Source organism: Ruegeria sp. AI2, from assembly GCF_056541275.1.
On record NZ_JBQFYB010000001.1, the window covers coordinates 435,218 to 456,876 of the forward strand.

A 21,659-nucleotide genomic window follows, 5' to 3' on the forward strand; every position below is an offset into this window, starting at 1 on the left:
TCAGGTCTTAGTTGGTGACGACCGAACCGTCAGTACCGTATGTGGCGGTGCCTTCACCGAACCACTTGATCAGCATCTCGTTCAGCGTGCCGTCAGCTTTCATCGAAGTGATGGCTTCGTCGAACTTGCCGCGCAGTTCACCGTCGCTTTCACGCAGGCCCATGCCGACGCCGCCGCCCAGCGGAACCGGATCGCCGATAAAGACCAGCTCACCGCCCGATTCCTCGACCAACGGCACCAGATAGTCGCGGTCGGCCAGAACGGCATCGGCTTCGCCGTTACGGACGGCTGCAATGGTTTCTTCCGGGGTCGCGAATTCGACCAGGGTTGCACCAGATTCGGCAACGTGGCCCGCCTGGATCGTGGCGGTTTGCGCAGCAACGACACCGCCGGTTACGTCTGCCGAGTCAGAGGTCGCGACATAGGCCGAAGCGGTCGGCGGGTAATAGTCTTGGGTAAAATCGATGACCTCATCACGTTCGGCTGTGATCGACATACCGGCGATGATGGTGTCGTAGTTGCCCGAGACCAGATTCGGAATGATCGAGTCCCAGTCGTTCTTGACCCATTCACACTCCAGGTTAGCGCGTTTGCACAGCTCGTCGCCGACTTCACGTTCGAACCCGTCGATTTCACCTGCATCGTTGATGAAGTTGTACGGAGGGTAGGCGCCCTCGGTGCCCATGCGGACCGTGTCGGCCATCGCGATACCAGCAGTCAGCGCCAGGGCTGCAGTGGACAGAATCAGGTTTTTCATTGGTTACTCCCCAGTTTTGGTTCTGTTCTTGAAGTTAAGCCGCTTGAGTAGCGGAGAGAAAGCCCCGAAGCCGTTCGGATTCGGGTGACGTAAAGATATCTTCGGGCAAACCTTCTTCCTCGATCAGGCCCTGATGAAGAAATACCACGTGGCTCGAGATATCTGCCGCCATTTTCATGTCATGGGTCACGATGATCATGGTGCGCCCTTCTGCGGCCAGATCCTTGATCACCTTGATCACTTCCTGTTCCAGTTCGGGATCCAGCGCCGAGGTCGGTTCGTCGAACAACAGCGCCTGCGGTTCCATGCACAGCCCCCGCGCGATCGCGGCACGCTGTTGCTGACCGCCGGACAATTGTGCCGGATAGGCGTCGCATTTGTCGCCAATCCCTACTTTCTCAAGGTATTTGCGCGCGCTGTCTTCCACTTCGGCCTTGTCGCGGCCCAGAACGGTCACGGGGGCTTCCATCACATTTTGCAGGATGGTCATATGCGCCCACAGATTGAACTGCTGAAACACCATCGACAGGTTGGTGCGGATGCGCAGAACCTGCTTGGGGTCCGCGGGGCGGCGCCCATGGCTATCGCCCGACCATTTGACGGGTTCGCCTTTGAACAGGATTTCACCCTGCTGGCTGTCTTCCAACAGATTGCAGCAGCGCAGCAAAGTTGATTTTCCTGACCCCGACGACCCGATCAGCGAGACCACGTCGCCGCCATGCGCTGTGATATCCACCCCCTTCAACACTTCCAGATTGCCGAAGCTTTTGTGAAGGTTTTTGATTTCGATGACGGGAGCGATTTCTGTCACGGGCAGTCCAGTAGTTTGTGGTGTTGGTGCGGTAATAGGGCCGAAAATTTTGCTCAATGCAATGCGCAATTCGCAAATTCAGGGGCGGAAACAGCCAAAATGACCAAATGCACCGGACAATTTGGTCATCAGATTATCCGCTGTGCGCATGGCGGTGGCGGGGTCGGTACGGACAGGTACTCCTCCGCCGGGATGTCGATCAGCCCCTGAATATGCAGCGTTTTGCGGTCGTGTTCGGCAAGGCCGACTATTGCGGTTCGAACTGCGTCTGCGACCAGATCCGCGTTTTGGTCGGGTCCAGTAATATAGGGCAGGGTTGGTGTAGGAGAGGTTTTTGCCAATTCGCGCAGGCTTTTGCCCAGATCGGTATGTTCCTGCAACATCATCCAGGTCAATGCATCCAGCGCGGCGAAATCTGCCTTCCCGTCCGAGACCGCCTGCGCTGACAGCGCGTGACCGCCTGTTTCCAACAACGACGCAGGATTTAGGTTCTCCCGGGATAGATGCGTGATCGGTGCTGCCCAGCCGGATTGAGACAGCGCTTCGTTATACGCGAAGATACCGTCAGTCATGCCCGCCAGCGTGCGGTTGTCGTCGCGCCGCGCCACAAAGACCGAGCAATAATGCCCGGCAGGACAACCGGGCAGGCCGTAATCCGGGGTGCCCACCAGTTGAACCCGACCATGCAAGCGTGTGCGATAGGGCATTCCACAGGTCTGCGCCAGCACCAGTTCGGGATCAAGCCAGACCTGCCAAACATCGGTGCCTCGGGTCAGCTGTTCTGGCCCGCATCCCAAATGCGCACGAATCAACCCCCAGAACCGATCATTGGCGGCCTGAACCTCGGGCATGTCATACATGCCAAGCATGGCTATCAAGATTTAGCGGCCTTTTGCCGGGCCAAAGCCGAATCCACGTCGCTGACCCCTAGCAGGCTGACAACCAGACGCAGCAGCGAGTCCTCCTCACCCGTACGGTGGCCATCAGCCAGGGCCACCGACCACAGCGCCTGAACCACCGCCAGCCGGTTTTCATAAGCGACTGCTTCCTTGATGGCGCGGGTAAAACGGACCGTGTCGGGGGCCTCGGCCTCAAGGTCTTCGGCACGGGCGCGCAAAGCCGCGCTTTCGAACGGGGACAAACCGTATCGTTCAGCCGAGATGCGGTCGATGCGCGCCATCTCGGAATCAGAATAATCGTTGTCAGATCGTGCCAGACGCACCAGTAGGGCCGTCAGGGCCAGGCGGGCATCATCTTCGACAAGCGGGTCGGGCTTGGGCTGTGTGAGCTTGGAAAGAAAGTCGCTGAACATGGGTAAGATATAGCGGGCGCTTAACTCACATCCAAGCGGCTTTGGACGCGCTCGCGCGATGCCTGACTGTCATTATAGCTCAGGCCCATGGATATGCGGGCTTCTTCGACGATCTTTATCTCGCCCTCGTCCGAACTGCCATCCGCCAGAACGATTTCCCACAACGCGTCAAGGGCTGCCAGCCGCTCTTTCAGGTCCGTGGTTTCCCGGATCAGTTTGCCGAACGTATCAGTTTCCGGTGCCGCAGCATGAAGCTTTTCGCAGGTGGCCCGAACCTTGGCCGCCTCAATCGCGTTATGCTGGTAAAGACGGGCCAGTATCTTGTCGATCAGACTGATCTCTTCCAGCTTATAATCGCGATCTGCCTGCGCGACGCGCACCATCAGAGCACCCAGAGCAAGTTCTGCATCCGGGTCCGGCAATTGTTCATGATGAGGCGGTCTGAGCGCCTTAAAGAACCTTTTCAACATAACAAACACCTAGACGACAGGTCGTGATCGGCCAAGCACGAAATGCCGGTCTTGCTATAGTATGGCGTATGTCCCACGCTGAATCAGAGCTGCGCACGATAAAGTTGCATTTGAAAGGAAATTTACGTGATACCGCGTTTACCTGCCGCAATGGGGATCAGTAAGTCAGACAAGGGGCTGGAAATCGCACCTTGGTTCAATCCGCTCGTTTCGAAAGCTGAAGGCTACAATGTCAAAATAGCAGACGTGCTGACCGCGCAAGAACTATTGGCGTCGGCGGAGAGAAATGACACAATTAACCCCGATAGTTACGGCCTTATCGAGGAGATAGACTTCGTCGGCAGCGCCACCGAGTTGGGTTCAGTTGTGCCAAAGGACGAACATGGCAGTTTTGATTATATATATAGTTCCCATAATTTTGAACATCTGCCGAATCCGATCAAATTTCTTCAGGCTTGTGAGGCGCTACTGAAGCCAGGGGGGCGCTTGATCATGATCGTGCCGGATGGGCGGTTATGTTTCGACCATTTCCGCCCCCCGACAACTACGTCAGAATGGCTTGAAGCCTACCGGGAAGATCGAAAGAAACCGACAGAAAAGCAGGTTTTTGACTCGCGTTACGTTCTCTCTCGCGAGACCTGCGGAGCGGTGTTCAAGCCTGTTAACCACAATACACCACCTGAACTTCACAGACTGCAATTTGATCCCGCTGTTTTGTGGGAACAGTGGCAGCAAACAACGCCAGAGTCTCCTTATCAGGATGCTCATTGCACTGTGATGACACCCAGTTCACTGCGCTTGATGCTGCAAGACTGCCAATACCTGGGCTTGTCATCTTTGCAAATCGAAGACGTGCAGGAACCCATGGGTATCGAATTCATGGTCGTGATGCGTAAGCCAGCGTATGAAGTGCAGGTCATGATTGCCGAAGATTACGCAGATGTTCGGTTGGAGCTTTTGCACCGGGTCTGGAAGGATCAGGGCTGGCGTGAAACACGGTTTGGTTCAGTTCAAGGAAAGCATACGCCGCCTTCGGGTGGTAAACGATCTCAATTGAAGGGTTCAAGAATAGGTCGGATTCTAAGGGAGCTGAATTATCGGCGCCTTAAAAAAAGGCGTTCAAAACCATAACGTTATCTTTCGACTCGTCAGGGTTTACGGGGATTCCGGTTTCTTGATCGGTTTAGTTGGTCGGGGTTTTTCAATGAAAACCCTAACCAACTTTGAAGATAGATTGACACCCAGGTCACTCAGAATCCGGAGAAATGGCCTTGGTGAGGTTTTTGAGACGTTTACCGGGTCAGGGCCTCTTTGGCTGCGTTCTGCAACCAGGCCAGCATTTGGCGATAGGGGACCGGACCGTAGCTGATCCGCGCGACCCCGAGCTTTGCCAGAGTGGCCGTATCCGGCGTGCCGGGCAGAGCGATGATATTGACCGGCAACGTGGTGGATTCGCAAAGCCGGGCGATCAGGGCTTCGTTCTTTAGCCCGGGTGCAAAGAATCCGCTGGCGCCTGCGTCAGCATAGGCATTGGCACGGGCAATGGCCTCATCCAGCATCGCGTCGTCATGGGTGTCCGCAGCGGCCTTCAGGAAGATATCTGTGCGCGCATTGACATAGGCGGGAATGCTTGCGCGCGCGCAAGCGTCGCACATCGCTTCAACGCGTTTGGCCTGAGTGGCGATATCGTAGAGACCGTCGCCACCTATGATCTGGTCTTCAAAGTTGAACCCGACAACACCGCAGTCCAGCGCGCGCCGAACGTTTTGCGCGATCCCTTGCGGGTCTTCGGCATAAGCACCCTCGAAATCCAGTGTTACCGGCAGATCAACCGCCGCAACGATACGACGAGCATTGTCCAACGCGGCCTCAAGTGGAATGTTCTGCCCGTCGCCATAGCCCTGCGCCATCGCAACAGGGGCACTGCCGGTCGCGATGGCCTGGGCACCGGCGTCCCGAACGGCGCCAGCGCTGCCAGCGTCCCAGATATTGAAAAGAATGACAGGATCGCCCTTCTTGTGAAGGCTGGTAAAGGTCACGGCTTTCTGGGACTGGCTGGTCATCGGAACTCTCCTGTTGTCACGTATCCTACAGCTAACGCTGCGAAAATGACCCGGCCAGAGTTTTTGCACCCAGACAGGTCACTTTGAGGTGACGGCACAGACACAGAATGCGTCAACTGCGCAAAGCACCTGTGACATCCACCGGTTTGAAACCAAGGTCTCAGGCTTCGCCCGCAGCGCCAGAGACGAATTTCGCGCTAAACGCAGATTCGCCCAGACGTTGCAGAAGGCTCAGCTGTGTCTCTAGCCAGGCTTTATGACCTTCTTCTTCCATCAGGATGCGTTCGAACAGTGTACGCGAACCAACATCACCAACTTCGGCCGCCTGTTGCGCTGCATTGGTGTAAAAATCAACGGCCTCACTCTCGTCTTTGAGATCAGACGCGAACATCTCTTCCAGTGTGCCTGCTGCGGCCGGGCTTTTCTGAAACGCAAGCTCGGGGGTTCCACCCAGAAACAGGATACGTTCGATAAAGGCGTCAGAATGCACCAGCTCTTCCTGCATCTCGCCCCGCATTTTCTCGGCCAGAATATCAAGGCCCCAGTCGTCCAGTACGTGCGCGTGCAACTGGTATTGGTGCGCGGCAGTAAGCTCCATATGAAGCGCTTGCTGAAGGTTGGTGATCGTTGTTGCGTTGCTCATCGGAAATCTCCTGAAACCGTGAAATGCAAAAGCAGAAAACCTGCCTCTCCACACAGTTAAGAGGTCAGTCCGCACGAAACAACGTGGGGTGACAGTCCGACACAGTCAGAGATTAGACCAGGCGCGAGGTGTCTTTCGCGGCCCGCACAAATTCGCGAAACAGCGGATGCGGGTCAAACGGCTTGGACTTCAGTTCCGGGTGGTACTGAACGCCGATGAACCACGGGTGATCCGCCCATTCCACGATTTCGGGCAGACGTCCGTCCGGCGACATGCCCGAAAACTTCAGGCCCGCTTTTTCAAGCTTGTCGCGATACTTGATGTCCACCTCATAACGGTGGCGGTGTCGTTCCTCAATCTGAGTGCCGCCATAAACCTCGGCCACTTTGGATCCATCCGCCAATACTGCGTTGTAAGCCCCAAGGCGCATTGTGCCGCCCTTGTCGTCGCCGACCTTGCGCTCGACCTTGTGGTTGCCCTGTACCCACTCCTTGAGGTGATAGACCACCGGTTCAAACCGTTTCTTCCCGGCCTCATGGTCGAATTCCTCGGACCCGGCTTCGGCGATTCCCGCAGCGTTCCGCGCAGCCTCGATCACCGCCATCTGCATGCCAAGACAAATGCCCAGATAGGGAACCTTGTGCTCGCGCGCATATTGTGCCGCCTTGATCTTGCCTTCGGTGCCACGCTCGCCAAACCCACCGGGGACGAGGATGGCGTGGAAGCCTTCCAGATACGGGGCCGCGTCTTCGGTATCGAAAACCTCGGCATCCACCCACTCGATCTTGACCTTCACGCGGTTGGCCATACCGCCATGGGTCAGCGCCTCGGCAATCGACTTATAGGCGTCTTCAAGCTGCGTATATTTGCCGACAATGGCCACTTTCACTTCGCCTTCGGCGTTGTGGATGCGGTCGCTCACATCTTCCCATTTGGCCAGATCGGGCTTGGGGGCGGGGCTGATCTGGAACGCGTCCAGAACCGCCTGATCCAGCCCCTCGCGGTGATAGGCCAGCGGGGCGTCGTAGATGGTCGACAGGTCCTGCGCTGCGATCACGCTGTCCGGACGCACGTTACAGAACAGGGCCAGTTTTTCCCGTTCCTTGGTCGGGATCGGCCCTTCGGACCGGCAGACCAGAATATCGGGGGCCAGACCGATCGAACGCAGTTCTTTCACCGAGTGCTGGGTCGGCTTGGTTTTCAACTCACCCGACGCTTTGATGTAGGGCAGCAACGTCAGATGCATAAAGATACACTGGCCGCGCGGTTTGTCCTGACTGAACTGACGGATGGCTTCAAAGAAGGGCAGGCCTTCGATATCGCCCACAGTGCCGCCAATCTCACACAGCATGAAATCAACCTCATCCTCGCCAATGGCGATGAAATCCTTGATCTCGTTTGTGACGTGCGGGATCACCTGAATGGTCTTGCCAAGGTAATCGCCACGGCGTTCTTTCTCGAGCACGTTCGAATAGATCCGCCCGGAACTGACCGAGTCGGTCTTGCGTGCCGCGACTCCGGTGAACCGTTCGTAGTGGCCAAGGTCCAGATCGGTCTCGGCACCATCATCGGTGACAAACACTTCGCCATGCTCAAAGGGCGACATTGTACCGGGATCGACGTTCAGATAGGGGTCCAGCTTGCGCAGACGCACCGAATAACCGCGGGCTTGCAACAAAGCGCCCAATGCTGCCGAAGCCAGCCCTTTGCCCAAGGACGAAACCACACCACCGGTGATGAAAATAAAACGTGCCATAGTTTTTCGGCTGCTCCCGTGAGACGTCAAAATCAGCTGCCCGACGGTTCCGAAAAACCGCTGCATCACGGGACTTCACATATAAAGGATTCGCGCCAAAAGCGCAAGAGAACCGCAAGATGCTGTTGCAGTCCTCTTTCAGGTTTCTAGGTTTTGTGGATCAATCCGCCTGTGGGATCAGTGGCGCGTTGTCGTCCTGTGCCGGTGGCAGAAGATCATCAACCGACGGAATCGCCGGTGTGCTTTCTTCTGTCGAAGCTGGCGCTGGAACACCCAGACGATCGATTACCGAGCTGCCCGAAGATTTCTGAGCCGCAAGAATGGTCAGCGTGATCGAGGTGACGATGAAACAGGCCGCCAGAATCCAGGTCACCTTGCCCAATGCCGTCGCTGCTGCGCGACCAGCCATGGCACCGCCACCACCCATACCCAGGCCGCCGCCTTCGGACCGCTGCATCAGGACAACGGCGATCAGGCCCAGAGCCAGAAGAAGATGGATGATGAGAACGACGTTTTCCATGGTGGTCCTGTACAGCGTGGCGTGTATCGCGTGGTACTTATGCAAGTTTGCCAGCGGGGGCAAGTCAGGAGTTGGCATCAACTTCTTTGATGTATCCCATCACGTCAAAGGGACTGGACAGTGTGTCGATTTGTGACGCAGGCTGCGGCCATGCCACATGACGATCACGACCACCCGCATGCCCTGTTGCCACCTGAACCCGCATTGCGCGTCAAAGCGCTCGAGACGATTCTGACCCGCAAAGGGCTGATCGATCCGGCGGCTCTGGATGAGATTATCGACACTTATCAGAGCAGGATCGGGCCGCAAAACGGCGCGCGCGTCGTTGCCAAAGCCTGGAGCGACCCTGCCTTCAAAGCTGCCCTGCTTGAAGACGCCACTCCGGTCGTGGCCGACCTTGGCTATTATGGCCGCCAGGGTGAACATGTGGTGGTGGTTGAGAACACACCCGACCGGCATAATATGGTTGTCTGCACGCTGTGCAGCTGTTACCCCTGGCCGCTGCTGGGCATACCGCCCGGATGGTACAAATCCGACGCCTACCGCGCCCGCGCAGTGCGAGAACCGCGCAAGGTGCTGGCCGAATTCGGCGTCACCTTGCCCCAAGACACATCTGTACGGGTTTGGGATTCGACAGCCGAGGTTCGCTATCTCGTCTTGCCCATGCGCCCTGTAGGCACAGACGGGATGAGCGAAGAGGGGCTTGCCGCGCTTGTGACGCGCGACAGCATGATTGGCACGGGCCTTCCAAGGGTGCCCGCATGACCCGCGTTCACGATATGGGAGGACGTTTCGGTGACGGTCCGATAAACCCCGAGACAGAGGATGCGCCGGTCTTTGCCGAAGACTGGCACGCCCGCGCTCTTGCGGTGACACTTGCATCTGGTTTTCTGGGGCAGTGGAACATCGACGTTTCGCGCCACGCGCGCGAACGCCTGTCCCCGAAGGATTACGCCCGGTTTTCGTATTATGAAAAATGGATATCCGGTCTGGCCGATCTGCTGGTCGATAAGGGTGTTCTGACATTGGATGATCTGCGTGGCGTGAGCGGCGACGAACCGCACCCCTTGGCGGACAGAGCGCTCAAGGCGGAAGCGGTGTCCGCTTCGCTGGCCAAAGGCGGGCCTGCGGACAGGCCTTCCAATGTCGCGGCGCTGTATTCTGTGGGGCAAGAGGTTGTCACGGTCCGACCGGCGGCAAATCGCCTCGTGGATGGAGGTCACACGCGCCTGCCTGTCTATGCATCCGGTGCCAGGGGCCGAATCCTGCGCCTGCACGGAACCCATGTTCTGCCCGATTCCAATGCGCATGGGTTGGGTGAGGCGCCAGAGCCGATTTATGCAGTGGTCTTTGCGGCATCAGAACTCTGGGCCGCCCCCGAACATCCCGCCGACCAGGTGGTTCTGGACCTCTGGCAAAGCTACCTGCAACCGGCATGAACGACTGTATCACATACGGAGCCCCCGAGCCGGTTTTTGCTGAGCCGTGGCACGCTCAGGTCTTTGCCGTCACCGTCGCGCTGAACGAGGCCGGGCGGTTCGAATGGGCGGATTGGTCGGCGCGTTTTTCAGCGACATTGAAACGCAACGGGCTTGCCCGGGAACTGGATGGCGGTGACGATTACTTCCACGCATGGCTGGAAACGCTTGAGGCATTGCTGGTCGAACAGGGCGCTGCCATGCCGAAGGATGTGCTTGATCTGCATAAGGCCTGGGAAGAGGCTTACCTGACCACTCCGCACGGACAACCTGTCCACTTGCGATGACAGGGTAGGGGGCTCTGCCCCCGCCGCCCGTTCCGGGCGCCTCCCCCGGGATATTTAAAGCCAGATGAAGCAGGGGATCCGCTCTTCATCTGGCTTTAAATATCCCCGCCGGAGGCATCGCGCGCCTGCGCGATTTTCCTCTGCGGCGAAATATCGGTTTCCCTGCCGTTTTTGCCCCGCTATATGAGCCGGGTTTGATCACTCAGCACGAAAAGGACCGGATATGGCCAACGTGGTTGTTGTCGGCGCCCAATGGGGCGACGAAGGAAAAGGCAAGATTGTCGACTGGCTCAGCGAAAGGGCGGACGTAATCGCGCGTTTTCAGGGCGGTCACAATGCCGGTCATACGCTGGTGATAGACGGCGAGGTCTATAAGCTGCACGCGCTTCCTTCGGGTGTGGTACGCGGCGGCAAGTTGAGCGTTATTGGCAATGGGGTGGTTCTGGACCCCTGGCATCTGGTCAATGAGATCGCAACCATCCGGGCGCAGGGTGTTGAGATTACGCCCGACACGCTGATGATTGCCGAAAACACACCGTTGATTCTGCCGATTCACGGCGAGTTGGATCGTGCGCGCGAGGAAGCTGCGAGCAAAGGCACCAAGATCGGAACAACCGGTCGTGGAATTGGCCCGGCCTATGAAGACAAGGTTGGGCGGCGTTCCGTTCGCGTTGCCGATCTGGCGGACGAAGCCACGCTGGAGGCCCGCGTGGACCGCGCATTGCAACATCACGATCCGTTGCGCAAGGGTCTGGGTATCGAACCGGTTGACCGCGACGCGCTAATTGCCCAGCTCAAAGAGATCGCGCAACAAATTCTGCCGTTTGCAGCACCTGTCTGGAAAGTGCTGAACGAAAAGCGCAAAGCCGGGAAACGCATCCTGTTTGAAGGGGCGCAGGGCGCGCTGCTGGATATCGATTTTGGCACCTATCCCTTTGTGACGTCGTCAAATGTGATTGCGGGGCAGGCGGCAACCGGCGTTGGAATCGGTCCGGGCTCGATCAATTTCGTGCTTGGCATTGTTAAGGCCTATACCACCCGCGTTGGAGAAGGGCCGTTCCCGACCGAGTTGGAAGACGCAGACGGTCAGCGTCTGGGTGAACGCGGGCACGAATTCGGCACGACAACAGGCCGCAAGCGCCGCTGCGGATGGTTCGACGCCTGTCTGGTGCGCCAGACCTGCGCCACCAGCGGCGTGAACGGTATCTCGCTGACCAAGCTGGATGTTCTGGACGGATTTGAGACACTTAAAATCTGCACCGGGTATGAGCTGGATGGCGAGCGTTTGGATTACCTTCCGACCGCAGCTGATCAGCAAGCACGCTGTACCCCGATTTACGAAGAAATGCCGGGGTGGAGCGAATCGACCGAAGGCGCGCGCAGCTGGGCGGATTTACCTGCAAATGCGATCAAATATGTGCGTCGGGTCGAAGAACTGATCGAATGCCCGGTGGCACTTTTGTCCACCAGTCCGGAGCGGGATGACACCATTCTGGTGACAGACCCCTTTGCCGACTGATGCGCGAAAAACAGAAGACAGGGTTGAGTTACAAGGCACGCCGGCGCTGGTCGCTGGTGATCCTTGTGCTTGGTCTTCCGCTGTACATCATTGCTGTTGTGACGATCGTGAACTTGCTGGGGCGTCCTCCGATCTGGATCGAACTGCTGGTTTATATCGTGCTGGGCATCCTTTGGGCCCTGCCGTTCAAGTTTGTGTTTCGCGGCGTCGGTAAAGAAGACCCCGATAAGTCCTAGCGCTCGTCAGGTACGTGTAAATGACCGGGCCTGCTGAGCACTGCGCAGGATTACGCGCGGTCCTCGGAGGTATATTGTCGGCTGTCTGGTATCAGTCGAAACGCTCGGGCTTTGTCATTCAGGGCAGGAGTATGGTCCAATGGCAAAAAGCAAAAAGGCCGGGGGTAAACCCGGCCTCGCTTGTGAACCTTCCAGTGTGATCAGCCAACGGCACGCTCGTCATCGGGGCGAAATCCGATCAGGTTGGATGCCGCGAAACGCCCGCCTCCGGCTTTCTCGATCTTGCCATCGCGCAGCAACTGCCCAAAAGAACGCAGGCTTTCTTCGCGATTGAACTCGTCCTGTTTCAGTGAACGCACCTTGTTCATCAGCTGCGGGCGCGAAAACTGCTCCTGACCTTCGATGAAGGACAGATATGCGGCAGCCGCTTCCAGAAGATCAGGCAGCGATTGCGCACCCTGTTCCTGTGCAAACTGTGCGAAACCGCCTTCCTCCGATCCGGTTGCGTCCTGGTCTGCGGTGACACGACGTGGCGAGACCGGGCTTGCGGATGTTCCGTGTTCATCCACCCGCTGCTCGGCCACCAGCTTGAGCGGCGCCGGAGCTTCCGGTGCCGGACGCATGCTGGTTACCTTGATCTCGGGTCGCCGTGGGCTGACCACGGATGCCAGATCGCCGCGGTAATCCCGGTCGGCCGCCTCTTCCGAGCGTGCCTGACCGTCGCGGTCGGCTTCGGTGGCTGCGACGGCGGTGCGCAGGTGCGAATAGGTTTCGCGCGCATCGCTGCTGCTGGGGTCATCCATATGCTCACCGGTCTTTGCCATCAGGCGTGACATATCCTGATCGGGATCCGCATCGTCCGCCAGTTTTTGGCTCGAACGACCGGACAGGTGCTGTTCGATCTCGGAAATTTCGGTCAGCAGGTGCATTTCGTCTTCTGCCGTCAAAACACCCTGTGTCAGGTCTTCCTCGACCGGTTCATCGTCGGATTCAATTGCTACGTCTTCTACGTTGAGGATGTTGGGGGCATCCTCTTCGTCAAAATCGTCTTCGGCAACGTCTTCAAGATCAGCGAACAGAGGCTCGGCGGCGGTCTGATCCGCCACCGGCGCGTCTTCGATCTCGTCGATTTGCAAGGGCTGGGGGGTCAGGGGCGCCTGCAGGTCAACGTCTTCTTCGATCTGAGTTTCAGAAACTTCGGGGATCAGCGCATCAGCTGTCTCAGCCGCTTGCAGTTCTTCAGCCTCCTGATCCTGCATCTCGTCAATCACAGGGGTCGCAGGCACTTCGGTTTCCTGGGCTTCAGGCTCTGTGGGCTCGGCAAAGTCTTCCGCGCTGAGCGCACCGGCCTCAAACGCGGCGGCCACTGCATCTACCGGGGGGGCGGTATTGGCCAACAGCGGTGAGTCTTCGTCTTCGGAATACTCGGCCGCGGGCACATCGGAATGAGAGACGACTGCGCGAATGCGTTGCAGTTTCGCCGCGATGCTGTCAGCGGCCGGGGGTGGGGTGTCCGCGACAGGTTCCGCTTCGGCGAACCCGGTCTGCGCAGGGGCCGGTTGTGGCTGAACGTGAGCGGGAGTTTCGGCGACATTGATCGTGGCCGTGTGCGGGGCCGGCTCTTCAGCAGCGACAGGGGTTTCGGTTGTCTGAGTGGCGCGCAGCAACAGGCCGGATTCGTTCTGACGGGCTTCGACGCGCTGCGACGCATCGCGCCGGGCGATGCGGGTCAGCATTTCGGCATCAGGTTGCGGGGGTTCCGAGCCGAAGTAACGATCATCCGCTGCGAGATCGCGGAAATATTCGGCGATGGCTTTCATCGTTTCAAAGGAATCATCGAATCCTTCCAAAGTGCAGGAGAAGGTTCCATATGAAACGGTTAGTACCTTGTTATTCTGTACCATCAGACGCACGTCCTTTACAAACTACGAGAGCCCACTTACCCGGAATCGGGAGCACACGAAGGCTCTGAACTTTATGCATGAACCTATCATTTTGTGGTCTTAATGTGTCCAAATCCGGGAAAAATGGCCAATCTTAGGGAAATCGAGCCAATTGTACGCTCTGCCGATCCAATTGGGCTGTTCGGAGGGGGATTTATCGGATCTGGAGACCTGAATCTGGTGCTGAATCGCGTCAATTCGGTCGTTGCCGCCGATGGCGGAGCGGACGTTTTGACAGAATCAGGCCGGATTCCCGATGCGGTGATTGGTGACTTCGATTCGCTGAGCAAAGCGACGCAAGCGAAAATTCCCGCGGATCGCCTGTTTGCCATCCGCGAACAGGACAGCACCGATTTCGACAAGGCTCTTCGCAATCTGCACGCTCCGCTGGTTCTTGGGGCCGGGTTTCTTGGCGGGCGACTTGATCATCAACTGGCCGTTCTGAACGTTCTGGTCCGGCGGCAGGATCAGGCCTGCATATTGCTGGGCGAACGTGAACTGGTTTTTCACGCGCCGCCGGAGATCAAGCTGCCGGTTGCACCCGGCGATGTGGTCTCGCTGTTTCCGATGCAGCCCGTGACGGGGCGCAGTACCGGGCTGGAATGGCCGATTGACGATCTGGCTTTTCGACCGGACGGGCAGGTGGGAACATCCAACCGCGCATTGGCGCCTGTCGAGCTGAAGATGGATGGGCCGGGCCTGTTGGTGATGATCCCGCGCGCAGCGCTTGATCCGCTTATGCAGGTGTTTCTGTCAGGGCGGACCGGGCGCTGGCCCGCTCGCGCAGAATGACATACAGGCCTGCGGCAATGGTTATGACGATGCCAACCGCAGCCAATCCATCGGGCAGGTCGCTGAAAATCACCCATCCGATCAGGGTTGCAACCGGGATTTCCAGATACTGCATCGGGGCCAGTGTGGCAGAGGGTGCATAGCGCAGCGACCACGTCATCAGCAGATGCGCGACCGTACCCAACACCCCGATCGCAATCAGCAGCCAGTTCAAATCGCTGGACGGCAGGGTCATCGAGAGCTCCTGAATGTTCATTTGCGTTCCAATCAGAAGGACCGGAGCCAGAAGGACTGTCGCAAATACGCCGGACACAGCCTGCAACGACACCGGGTCGGTCTCTTTCGCGACTTGCCGGGTGACCAGCATGAACAAGGCAAAGACTACGGCAACGATCAGTGGCAGCAACGCAGGTGCACCTACCTCGGCAAAGCTGGGTTGAATGACCAGCAACGTGCCAATGAACCCGACGATGCAGGCAGCAAGACGGCGGGAACCGATCTCTTCCTCCAGAACATATTTGCCCAGCAGCAGCATGATGAACGGCATGACGAAGGCAATAGCAACGGCATCCGCCAATGGCAGGAATTGCAGCGCGCTGAACATGGCTGAAATGCCGATGATATGCAGCAGCGTCCGTAGCAGGGTCAGCCGCAGGATGCGTCCGCGCATCCGCCAGGGTCGCCCGGTCACCGCAACCAGCGGGATCAGGATCACCGCTTGCACCGCGAAACGGACCATGACCAGCAGACCCAGCGGTGTGGTCTCGCCCAACAGCTTCGCCATCGCATCCCCCAAGGGCGCGAGCACGCAAAAACCAAGCATCAAGAAGATGCCAAAGACGGGTCTGTCCTGAGTCATGAGCGCGACGCTAACTGTTTCGCGACGCAGAGGGAAGCGCTGTTGTCAGCGGTCGGGCGGGGGCTGAACCTTGGTGTAATCCGGCCCGTTGCAGGTGGGCAGACCATCCTCCAATTTCAGCCATTTCAGCTTTTCTTCATGCGCGACATGCAACGTTGGTTCCAGCGCTTCAGGAGAGTCCAGTGTCGCGACATATAGGTGCACCACATCCGACATGGCGGTTGAACGGAAGGACATCGGCGTGCCGCAGTGCGGGCAGAAGCTGCGCTCGACACCGGGAGAGGAGTTAAAGCGCTTGGGCTCTTCACCGATCCACCGCCAATGACCATCGCGAACTCCGAAATACGTTGTCATCGGCGCTGCGCATTGGCGACGGCAACTGTCGCAATGGCAGGTGACGCATGAAAGTACCGGAGGGTCGACCTCGAACCGGATCTTGCCGCACAGACAATGCCCACGCATGTCGCCCCTCGCTTTCTGTTTCAGCAGTTCGGTACGTTCACAGCCAGACCACCCAGCGAGGTTTCCTTGTATTTCTCATGCATGTCATGGCCGGTTTGGCGCATCGTCTCGATCACCGCGTCCAATGGCACGAAATGCTGACCGTCCCCGCGCAAGGCCAGTGAGGCGGCTGAAACTGCTTTGATAGCGCCTAACCCGTTTCGTTCGATACAAGGAACCTGAACCAGCCCGGCAACGGGGTCGCAGGTCATGCCCAGATGATGCTCCAGCGCAATCTCGGCGGCATTTTCCACCTGTTCGGGGGTTCCGCCCATCACGGCGCAAAGCCCGGCTGCCGCCATGGCGGCGGCGCTGCCAACTTCAGCCTGACATCCCGCTTCGGCCCCCGAGATTGAGGCGTTGTACTTCACCAACCCGCCAATGGCCGCTGCGGTCAGCAGGAAATCCTCGATATGGCTTTCGGACGCGCCCGGTACGTGATCCAGATAGTAGCGCAGAACAGCGGGCAGAACACCTGCGGCCCCGTTGGTGGGCGCAGTGACAACTTGCCCGCCCGCCGCGTTTTCCTCGTTGACCGCCATGGCATAGACGCTCATCCAGTCGTTGATCGTGTGCGGCGCGGTCAGGTTCATGCCGCGCTCGGCCATCAGCGCATCATAGATGCCTTTCGCGCGGCGGCGCACTTTCAAACCACCCGGAAGGATGCCGTCAGTGGTCAAGCCACGTTCGATACAGGCATTCATGACGTCCCACAAACGGGCCGATCCTTTCGCGAAACTGTCGGCGCAGCCCCGCGCGATCTCGTTTGCGCGCTTCATCCCGGCTATGGTCTTGCCACTGGATTTGGCCATCTCAAGCATTTCTGCGGCGGATTTGAATGGGAACGGAACCGGGTCGCCTTCATCGGTGTCTTTCCCCTCGGCCAGTTCTTCCTCGGTCAGGACAAAGCCGCCGCCGATCGAATAATACACCTGCCGCAGGATGACATCGCCCTGTGCGTCGGTGGCCATCAGGATCATCCCGTTGGCGTGCCCGGGCAAATTGTTGTCGTAGTCAAAGATCAGATCCGCCTTGGGATCGAAATGAAGCGTCGGCAGGCCTTCGGGCGTGACGGTGTGCGTGCGTGCGATATCGGCCAGCGCGGCCTCGGCCTTTTCGTTGTCATAGGTGTCGGGAACAAAGCCCGCCAGACCCAGAATGGTCGCCCGATCGGTCGCGTGGCCGACGCCGGTGAAGGCCAGCGAGCCGTGCAGTGAACCTTTCAGACCCGTAAATTCAAAGGGGGACGCGCGCATCATGTCCAGAAAGCGCGCCGCAGCCACCATCGGGCCCATTGTGTGAGATGAAGACGGGCCAATGCCCACTTTGAACATATCGAAGACAGATAGGAACATATCAGATAGCCGAGCCTTCCGGGGGATTAGCGTAAGTAGGGGATGTGAAGGGTGTAACGCCCAAACCTTCCGCAGCGATTGCCGAACGGGTGGCGGGGCATGTCTCAAGGTGCAGAAGCACTTTCTGCAGATGCGGCGTGTCGGCCAGTTGATACCAGCTGCGGTCAGCACTTACGGGGTACAGGGCCATCCAGCGCATTATGCAGGCGACATAATAGGTCAGAACCGATGGGACACCTGCGCGAAACCACTCAGGCCCGCGTCGCGCCAGCGCATCCAGCAACCGCAGGTGCTGCAGCAACCGGGGTCGGATGCCCGCGCGCAGCGTGTCGGCCTGTGAGGCGTCTATGTATTTTTCAGCGTAGAACAGGATGCGCAGATCCGCGTGCAACGTGTTGGACGCGAAGAACAGCCATTTCAGAAATCCGGCGCGTTCAGGATTATCCGCCGTCGGTGCCAGTTGACCATGGCGCTCCGTCAGCCAAAGCAGGATCGCCGCAGTTTCAAAGATCGGGCCCTGCGGCGTTTCCAGAACCGGGATCAGCCCGTTGGGATTAAGCGACCGATACGCGTCGCTGTCCTGCTCGTTCTGGCGGCGGTCCACCAGCACGGTTTCATAAGCCACGCCTATCTCGTCCAGCGCCAGCCGGATCACCAGCGAGGCGTTGTCAGGGGCATAGTGCAGGCGGTACGGGGTCAACATGCGCGCAACTTACAGCGCAAAGATGTGGGTGTAAGACATGATTGCGACTTTTCCGACAGGAAACGCGTAGTCCTGAGACATCTTAACACCTGTCGGATCGCAAAATGGGGTCGCAGTCGTCTGACGCATTCCCTATAACTCCGTCAGAATAAACTGGGAAAGCTGCCATGACCAGAGATCTGTCGCCAATCGACACCGCGAAATACGTTGCTGCGTACCGTGCCGCCGACATGGTTGAAGACGGGATGCGCGTGGGCCTTGGCACAGGATCGACAGCCGCCTGGCTGGTGCGCCGTCTGGGTGAACGGGTGCGCGAAGACGGCCTGCGGATCAAGGGTGTTCCAACCTCGACCCGCACGGCGCAGCTTGCCCGCGAGGTTGGTATTGACGTCATTTCACTGGATCAGGCCGGTTGGCTGGACATGACCATCGACGGCGCGGATGAGTTCGATCAGGACCTGAACCTGATCAAGGGCGGTGGCGGTGCGCATCTGCAGGAAAAGATTGTGGCCACGGCCAGCGACCAGATGATCGTCATCGCCGATGCAGGCAAAGAAGTTGAAACTCTGGGGGCCTTTCCGCTGCCTGTCGAGGTCATTCCCTTTGGCTGGCAGACAACACGCACATTGATCGAGGAAGCGCTGGATACGATGGATGTGCTTGGGACATCCTCGGCGCTGCGCATGAATGGCGAGGCCCCGTTTGTGACCGATGAGGGCAACCACATCCTTGACCTGCACCTCAAGCGCATCGGCAACCCACGCCAGATGGCGCTGATCCTGAACCAGGTGCCCGGTGTTGTGGAAAATGGCCTGTTCATCGACATCTGCGACAAGGTCGTGATCGGCCATGGCGATGGCCGGGTCGAGCTGCGTGATATCAACGCGGGCACGGTCGAACTGGATCAGCTGCTCAGCGGGTCGTGCGATAACCTGTTTTCCGATTTTTCGGACTGAGTATCGTGCAGGTCCCTTCGGCAAGTGGCTATGAAAGTTCGAATTTTCCGCGCCGGGGGTTGGCACAGGGTTTTTTACGCCCAGATATCCAGAGAATTTTGAAAGTTGAATGAAGGAACCCGGCATGAGCTTTGACTATGATCTTTTTGTCATCGGCGGAGGTTCGGGCGGGGTCCGCGCGGCGCGTGTTGCGGCGGGCGAAACCGGTGCCAAGGTCGCGCTGGCCGAAGAAGACCGGTATGGCGGCACCTGTGTGATCCGGGGCTGCGTGCCAAAGAAGCTGATGGTCTTTGCCAGCGAATACTCGGGCATGGTCGGGGATGCGCAGGCCTATGGCTGGGACATTCAGCCCGGCGCGTTCAACTGGAACACTTTCCACGGCAAGCTGGTGGCCGAGCTTGATCGGTTGGAAGGGATATATCGCAATATCCTGAAGAACAACGGCGTCGAAAGCTTTGACCAGCGTGCGCGCCTTGTGGATGCTCACACGGTCGAGCTGGACGACGGAACCCGCAAAACGGCCAAACACATTCTGGTCGCCACCGGCGGTCGCCCGGTTGTTCCGGATTTTCCGGGCTCGGAACTGGCGATTACGTCGAACGAGATATTCCACCTGGACAAGCTGCCTGAAAGCATCCTGATCGTAGGGGGCGGTTATATCGCCTGTGAATTTGCCGGGATCATGAACGGGCTGGGGGTCAGGACGACTCAGTTCTATCGCGGCGCACAGATCCTTCGGGGGTTTGATGACGAGGCGCGTGGACTGATCAGCGAAGAAATGTGCCAGAACGGTATCGACCTGCACCTGGGCACCAATGTGATCGGGATGAAAAAGCAGGGCGACAAGATCTGGGTCAAGGCCACCAACGGCTCCGAGCAGAGTTTTGATGTGGTGATGTATGCCACGGGCCGTGCGCCGAATGCCGATAACCTTGGGCTGGAAGCTTTGGGCGTTGAACGCGGCCGTAAGGGCGAGATCATCGTGGATGAATACAGCCAGACCGCCGTGCCCTCGATCTATGCCATTGGTGATGTGACAGACCGGGTGAACCTGACACCGGTTGCGATCCGCGAGGGGATGGCTTTTGTGGAAACCGTATTCAAAGGCAATCCGACACCGGTGGATCACGACTTGATCCCGACTGCGATCTTCACTCAGCCTGAGATGGGTACCGTAGGTCTCAGCGAAGAAGAGGCGGCAGCGCAGGAACCAATCGAGGTCTATGCCACATCTTTCAAGCCGATGCAGAAATCCTTTGCTGGCGGCACGCAGCGTGTGCTGATGAAACTCATCGTCTCTCAGGCGACGCGCAAGGTGTTGGGTTGCCATATTGTCGCCCCCGGTGCCGGCGAGATGATCCAGCTGGCGGGAATCGCCGTAAAGAGGGGCGCGACCAAGGAAGATTTTGACCGCACGGTTGCAGTTCACCCGGTCATGGCCGAAGAACTGGTGACAATGCGGCAACCTGTGCGCACGGCTTGATTTGCAAGCGCGCGCACACACGTTACAAGGGAACCCGTGATCACACGGTCCAAAACGAAGGAAAAGATACTTATGGCGGGCAACAGCGGCGGCCCCTGGGGGGGCGGAGGCTCATCCGGTGGCGGAGGAAATCGGGGTAACAACGGGGACGGGCGCAAGCCCCCCGAAAGCGATGGCCCGCATATCCCCGAGATCGACGAACTGATGAAAAAAGGCCAGGAACAGCTGCGCGTCCTCATGGGCGGTCGTGGTGGCGGTGGCCGTGGTACCAATGGCTCGGGTGGCGGTGGTGGCCCGGCCTTTACCAAAGGCACCCTGCTGCTGGGTGGCGTCGCCGCTCTGGTGATGTGGGGCGTGGCCAGCGCCTATACGGTCAAACCCGAAGAGCAATCAGTTGAACTGCTGTTTGGTCGCTTCTCGGGGATCGGTACAGAAGGTCTCAACTTTGCCCCATGGCCGGTTGTGACGGCCGAAGTTATTCCGGTGAAGGTCGAACAGACGGAAACCATCGGCTCGGGTGGTCGAGGAAGCGATGCGGGTCTGATGCTGACGGGCGATGAAAACATCGTCGATATCGATTTTCAGGTGGTCTGGAACATCTCGAATCCGGCAGATTTCCTCTTCAACCTGCGTGATCCCAGACAAACGATTCAGGCGGTTTCGGAATCCGCGATGCGCGAAATTATCGCGCAATCTTCGCTTGCGCCGATCCTGAACCGCGACCGTGCGGTTATCGCGGAACGGCTTGAGGAACTGATCCAATCCACACTCGACAGCTATAGTTCAGGCATCAATATCGTTCGTGTGAACTTTGATGGTGCCGACCCGCCAGAACCGGTCAAGGACGCATTCCGCGAAGTTCAGTCAGCGGGTCAGGAACGTGACCGGCTTGAAAAGCAGGCTGATGCCTATGCCAACCGGGTTCTCGCCGGTGCCCGTGGTGAAGCGGCGCAGGTTCTGGAAGAAGCCGAAGCCTATCGCGCCCAGGTCGTGAATGAGGCACAGGGTGAGGCCAGCCGCTTCAGTGCGGTTTTGGCGGAATACGCCAAAGCGCCGGACGTGACGCGCAAGCGTCTGTATCTTGAGCGGATGGAGCAGGTCCTTGGCGACGTAAACAAGATCATTCTGGATGAGAATGCCGGTGGGCAGGGGCAGGGCGTGGTCCCGTATCTGCCGCTGAACGAATTGCGCCGCAACTCGGGCGAGGGGAACTAA

At 58.4% G+C, this 21,659-nt stretch carries 24 protein-coding genes; 10 read left to right on the forward strand and 14 right to left on the reverse strand.

Annotation, left to right across the window (positions count from 1 at the left end; genetic code table 11):
- Positions 1–7: 7 nt before the first annotated feature.
- The 5 genes from ACR0LL_RS02165 to ACR0LL_RS02185 all read right to left on the reverse strand — a co-directional run bounded on the left by ACR0LL_RS02165 (position 8) and on the right by ACR0LL_RS02185 (position 3,350).
- The gene (locus ACR0LL_RS02165; RefSeq protein ID WP_267365285.1) at positions 8–757 is read right to left on the reverse strand and encodes a transporter substrate-binding domain-containing protein; all 750 of its coding nucleotides are present in this window, start codon (positions 755–757) and stop codon (positions 8–10) included.
- Positions 758–791: 34 nt separating this feature from the next.
- Entirely contained in the window at positions 792–1,568 is a 777-nt protein-coding gene (locus ACR0LL_RS02170; RefSeq protein ID WP_267365283.1) for an ABC transporter ATP-binding protein, read from the reverse strand.
- A gap of 128 nt (positions 1,569–1,696) precedes the next feature.
- Positions 1,697–2,446, reverse strand: coding sequence for a phosphate/phosphite/phosphonate ABC transporter substrate-binding protein (locus tag ACR0LL_RS02175; RefSeq protein ID WP_480583526.1), 750 nt, complete (start codon positions 2,444–2,446; stop codon positions 1,697–1,699).
- Positions 2,443–2,880, reverse strand: coding sequence for a tellurite resistance TerB family protein (locus ACR0LL_RS02180; RefSeq protein ID WP_480583528.1), 438 nt, complete (start codon positions 2,878–2,880; stop codon positions 2,443–2,445). Before ACR0LL_RS02180 ends, ACR0LL_RS02175 begins: the two co-directional genes overlap by 4 nt.
- 20 nt (positions 2,881–2,900) lie before the next feature.
- Positions 2,901–3,350 carry a tellurite resistance TerB family protein gene (locus tag ACR0LL_RS02185; protein WP_480583530.1) on the reverse strand — a complete coding sequence of 150 codons (450 nt, stop codon included), beginning with the start codon at positions 3,348–3,350 and terminating at the stop codon, positions 2,901–2,903.
- A 126-nt stretch (positions 3,351–3,476) separates the two neighbouring features.
- Between ACR0LL_RS02185 and ACR0LL_RS02190 the strand changes: the two genes are divergently transcribed.
- Positions 3,477–4,481, forward strand: a complete 1,005-nt coding sequence (locus ACR0LL_RS02190) for a methyltransferase domain-containing protein (protein WP_480583533.1) — start codon at positions 3,477–3,479, stop codon at positions 4,479–4,481.
- Between the two features lie 161 nt (positions 4,482–4,642).
- On the opposite strand, the gene ACR0LL_RS02195 is transcribed toward ACR0LL_RS02190, so the two are convergent.
- From ACR0LL_RS02195 to secG, 4 genes are all read right to left on the reverse strand, one after another.
- Positions 4,643–5,413, reverse strand: coding sequence for an isocitrate lyase/PEP mutase family protein (locus ACR0LL_RS02195; RefSeq protein ID WP_480583536.1), 771 nt, complete (start codon positions 5,411–5,413; stop codon positions 4,643–4,645).
- 160 nt (positions 5,414–5,573) lie between these two features.
- Positions 5,574–6,056 carry a bacterioferritin gene (locus ACR0LL_RS02200; protein ID WP_480583538.1) on the reverse strand — a complete coding sequence of 161 codons (483 nt, stop codon included), beginning with the start codon at positions 6,054–6,056 and terminating at the stop codon, positions 5,574–5,576.
- Between the two features lie 112 nt (positions 6,057–6,168).
- Positions 6,169–7,812, reverse strand: a complete 1,644-nt coding sequence (locus tag ACR0LL_RS02205) for a CTP synthase (protein WP_480481546.1) — start codon at positions 7,810–7,812, stop codon at positions 6,169–6,171.
- A gap of 160 nt (positions 7,813–7,972) precedes the next feature.
- On the reverse strand, positions 7,973–8,332 hold the full coding sequence (secG, locus tag ACR0LL_RS02210) for a preprotein translocase subunit SecG (protein ID WP_267365950.1): 360 nt from the start codon (positions 8,330–8,332) through the stop codon (positions 7,973–7,975).
- Positions 8,333–8,482: 150 nt separating this feature from the next.
- Between secG and nthA the strand changes: the two genes are divergently transcribed.
- The 5 genes from nthA (at position 8,483) to ACR0LL_RS02235 (ending at position 11,852) form a co-directional block, all read left to right on the forward strand.
- Complete coding sequence (gene nthA / locus ACR0LL_RS02215; protein ID WP_480583541.1) at positions 8,483–9,097, forward strand: nitrile hydratase subunit alpha; 615 nt, start codon at positions 8,483–8,485, stop codon at positions 9,095–9,097.
- A complete protein-coding gene (nthB, locus tag ACR0LL_RS02220) occupies positions 9,094–9,771 on the forward strand; it encodes a nitrile hydratase subunit beta (RefSeq protein WP_480583544.1) in 678 nt (225 codons plus the stop codon). The genes nthA and nthB overlap by 4 nt, the downstream gene beginning before the upstream one ends.
- On the forward strand, positions 9,768–10,097 hold the full coding sequence (locus tag ACR0LL_RS02225; RefSeq protein ID WP_480583547.1) for a nitrile hydratase accessory protein: 330 nt from the start codon (positions 9,768–9,770) through the stop codon (positions 10,095–10,097). Before nthB ends, ACR0LL_RS02225 begins: the two co-directional genes overlap by 4 nt.
- 223 nt (positions 10,098–10,320) lie before the next feature.
- Entirely contained in the window at positions 10,321–11,616 is a 1,296-nt protein-coding gene (locus tag ACR0LL_RS02230; RefSeq protein WP_209504287.1) for an adenylosuccinate synthase, read from the forward strand.
- Positions 11,616–11,852 (forward strand): DUF2842 domain-containing protein, encoded by a 237-nt coding sequence (locus tag ACR0LL_RS02235; RefSeq protein WP_480583550.1) that lies wholly within the window; start codon positions 11,616–11,618, stop codon positions 11,850–11,852. The genes ACR0LL_RS02230 and ACR0LL_RS02235 overlap by 1 nt, the downstream gene beginning before the upstream one ends.
- A gap of 200 nt (positions 11,853–12,052) precedes the next feature.
- Here the strand turns inward: ACR0LL_RS02235 and ACR0LL_RS02240 are convergent, their stop codons facing one another.
- Positions 12,053–13,672 carry a hypothetical protein gene (locus ACR0LL_RS02240; RefSeq protein WP_480583553.1) on the reverse strand — a complete coding sequence of 540 codons (1,620 nt, stop codon included), beginning with the start codon at positions 13,670–13,672 and terminating at the stop codon, positions 12,053–12,055.
- Positions 13,673–13,879: 207 nt separating this feature from the next.
- On the opposite strand from ACR0LL_RS02240, the gene ACR0LL_RS02245 reads away from it, so the two are divergent.
- Complete coding sequence (locus tag ACR0LL_RS02245; protein WP_480583555.1) at positions 13,880–14,587, forward strand: thiamine diphosphokinase; 708 nt, start codon at positions 13,880–13,882, stop codon at positions 14,585–14,587.
- Here the strand turns inward: ACR0LL_RS02245 and ACR0LL_RS02250 are convergent.
- From ACR0LL_RS02250 to ACR0LL_RS02265, 4 genes are read right to left on the reverse strand one after another with little or no spacing between them, the layout of a single operon-like run.
- Positions 14,532–15,446 carry a DMT family transporter gene (locus ACR0LL_RS02250; RefSeq protein ID WP_480583558.1) on the reverse strand — a complete coding sequence of 305 codons (915 nt, stop codon included), beginning with the start codon at positions 15,444–15,446 and terminating at the stop codon, positions 14,532–14,534. The two genes, ACR0LL_RS02245 and ACR0LL_RS02250, sit on opposite strands and share 56 nt — an antisense overlap.
- A gap of 45 nt (positions 15,447–15,491) precedes the next feature.
- Positions 15,492–15,908: a GFA family protein gene (locus ACR0LL_RS02255; RefSeq protein WP_480583561.1), complete on the reverse strand. Its 417-nt coding sequence runs from the start codon at positions 15,906–15,908 to the stop codon at positions 15,492–15,494.
- Positions 15,909–15,928: 20 nt separating this feature from the next.
- Positions 15,929–17,302 (reverse strand): L-serine ammonia-lyase, encoded by a 1,374-nt coding sequence (locus ACR0LL_RS02260; protein ID WP_480493463.1) that lies wholly within the window; start codon positions 17,300–17,302, stop codon positions 15,929–15,931.
- Position 17,303: 1 nt separating this feature from the next.
- A complete protein-coding gene (locus ACR0LL_RS02265) occupies positions 17,304–18,005 on the reverse strand; it encodes a glutathione S-transferase family protein (RefSeq protein ID WP_480583563.1) in 702 nt (233 codons plus the stop codon).
- Between the two features lie 167 nt (positions 18,006–18,172).
- Between ACR0LL_RS02265 and rpiA the strand changes: the two genes are divergently transcribed.
- The 3 genes from rpiA (at position 18,173) to hflK (ending at position 21,659) form a co-directional block, all read left to right on the forward strand.
- Positions 18,173–18,961 (forward strand): ribose-5-phosphate isomerase RpiA, encoded by a 789-nt coding sequence (gene rpiA, locus ACR0LL_RS02270; protein ID WP_480583566.1) that lies wholly within the window; start codon positions 18,173–18,175, stop codon positions 18,959–18,961.
- A 124-nt stretch (positions 18,962–19,085) separates the two neighbouring features.
- The gene (gor, locus tag ACR0LL_RS02275; protein WP_480585237.1) at positions 19,086–20,444 is read left to right on the forward strand and encodes a glutathione-disulfide reductase; all 1,359 of its coding nucleotides are present in this window, start codon (positions 19,086–19,088) and stop codon (positions 20,442–20,444) included.
- 72 nt (positions 20,445–20,516) lie between these two features.
- Entirely contained in the window at positions 20,517–21,659 is a 1,143-nt protein-coding gene (gene hflK, locus ACR0LL_RS02280; RefSeq protein WP_267363979.1) for an FtsH protease activity modulator HflK, read from the forward strand.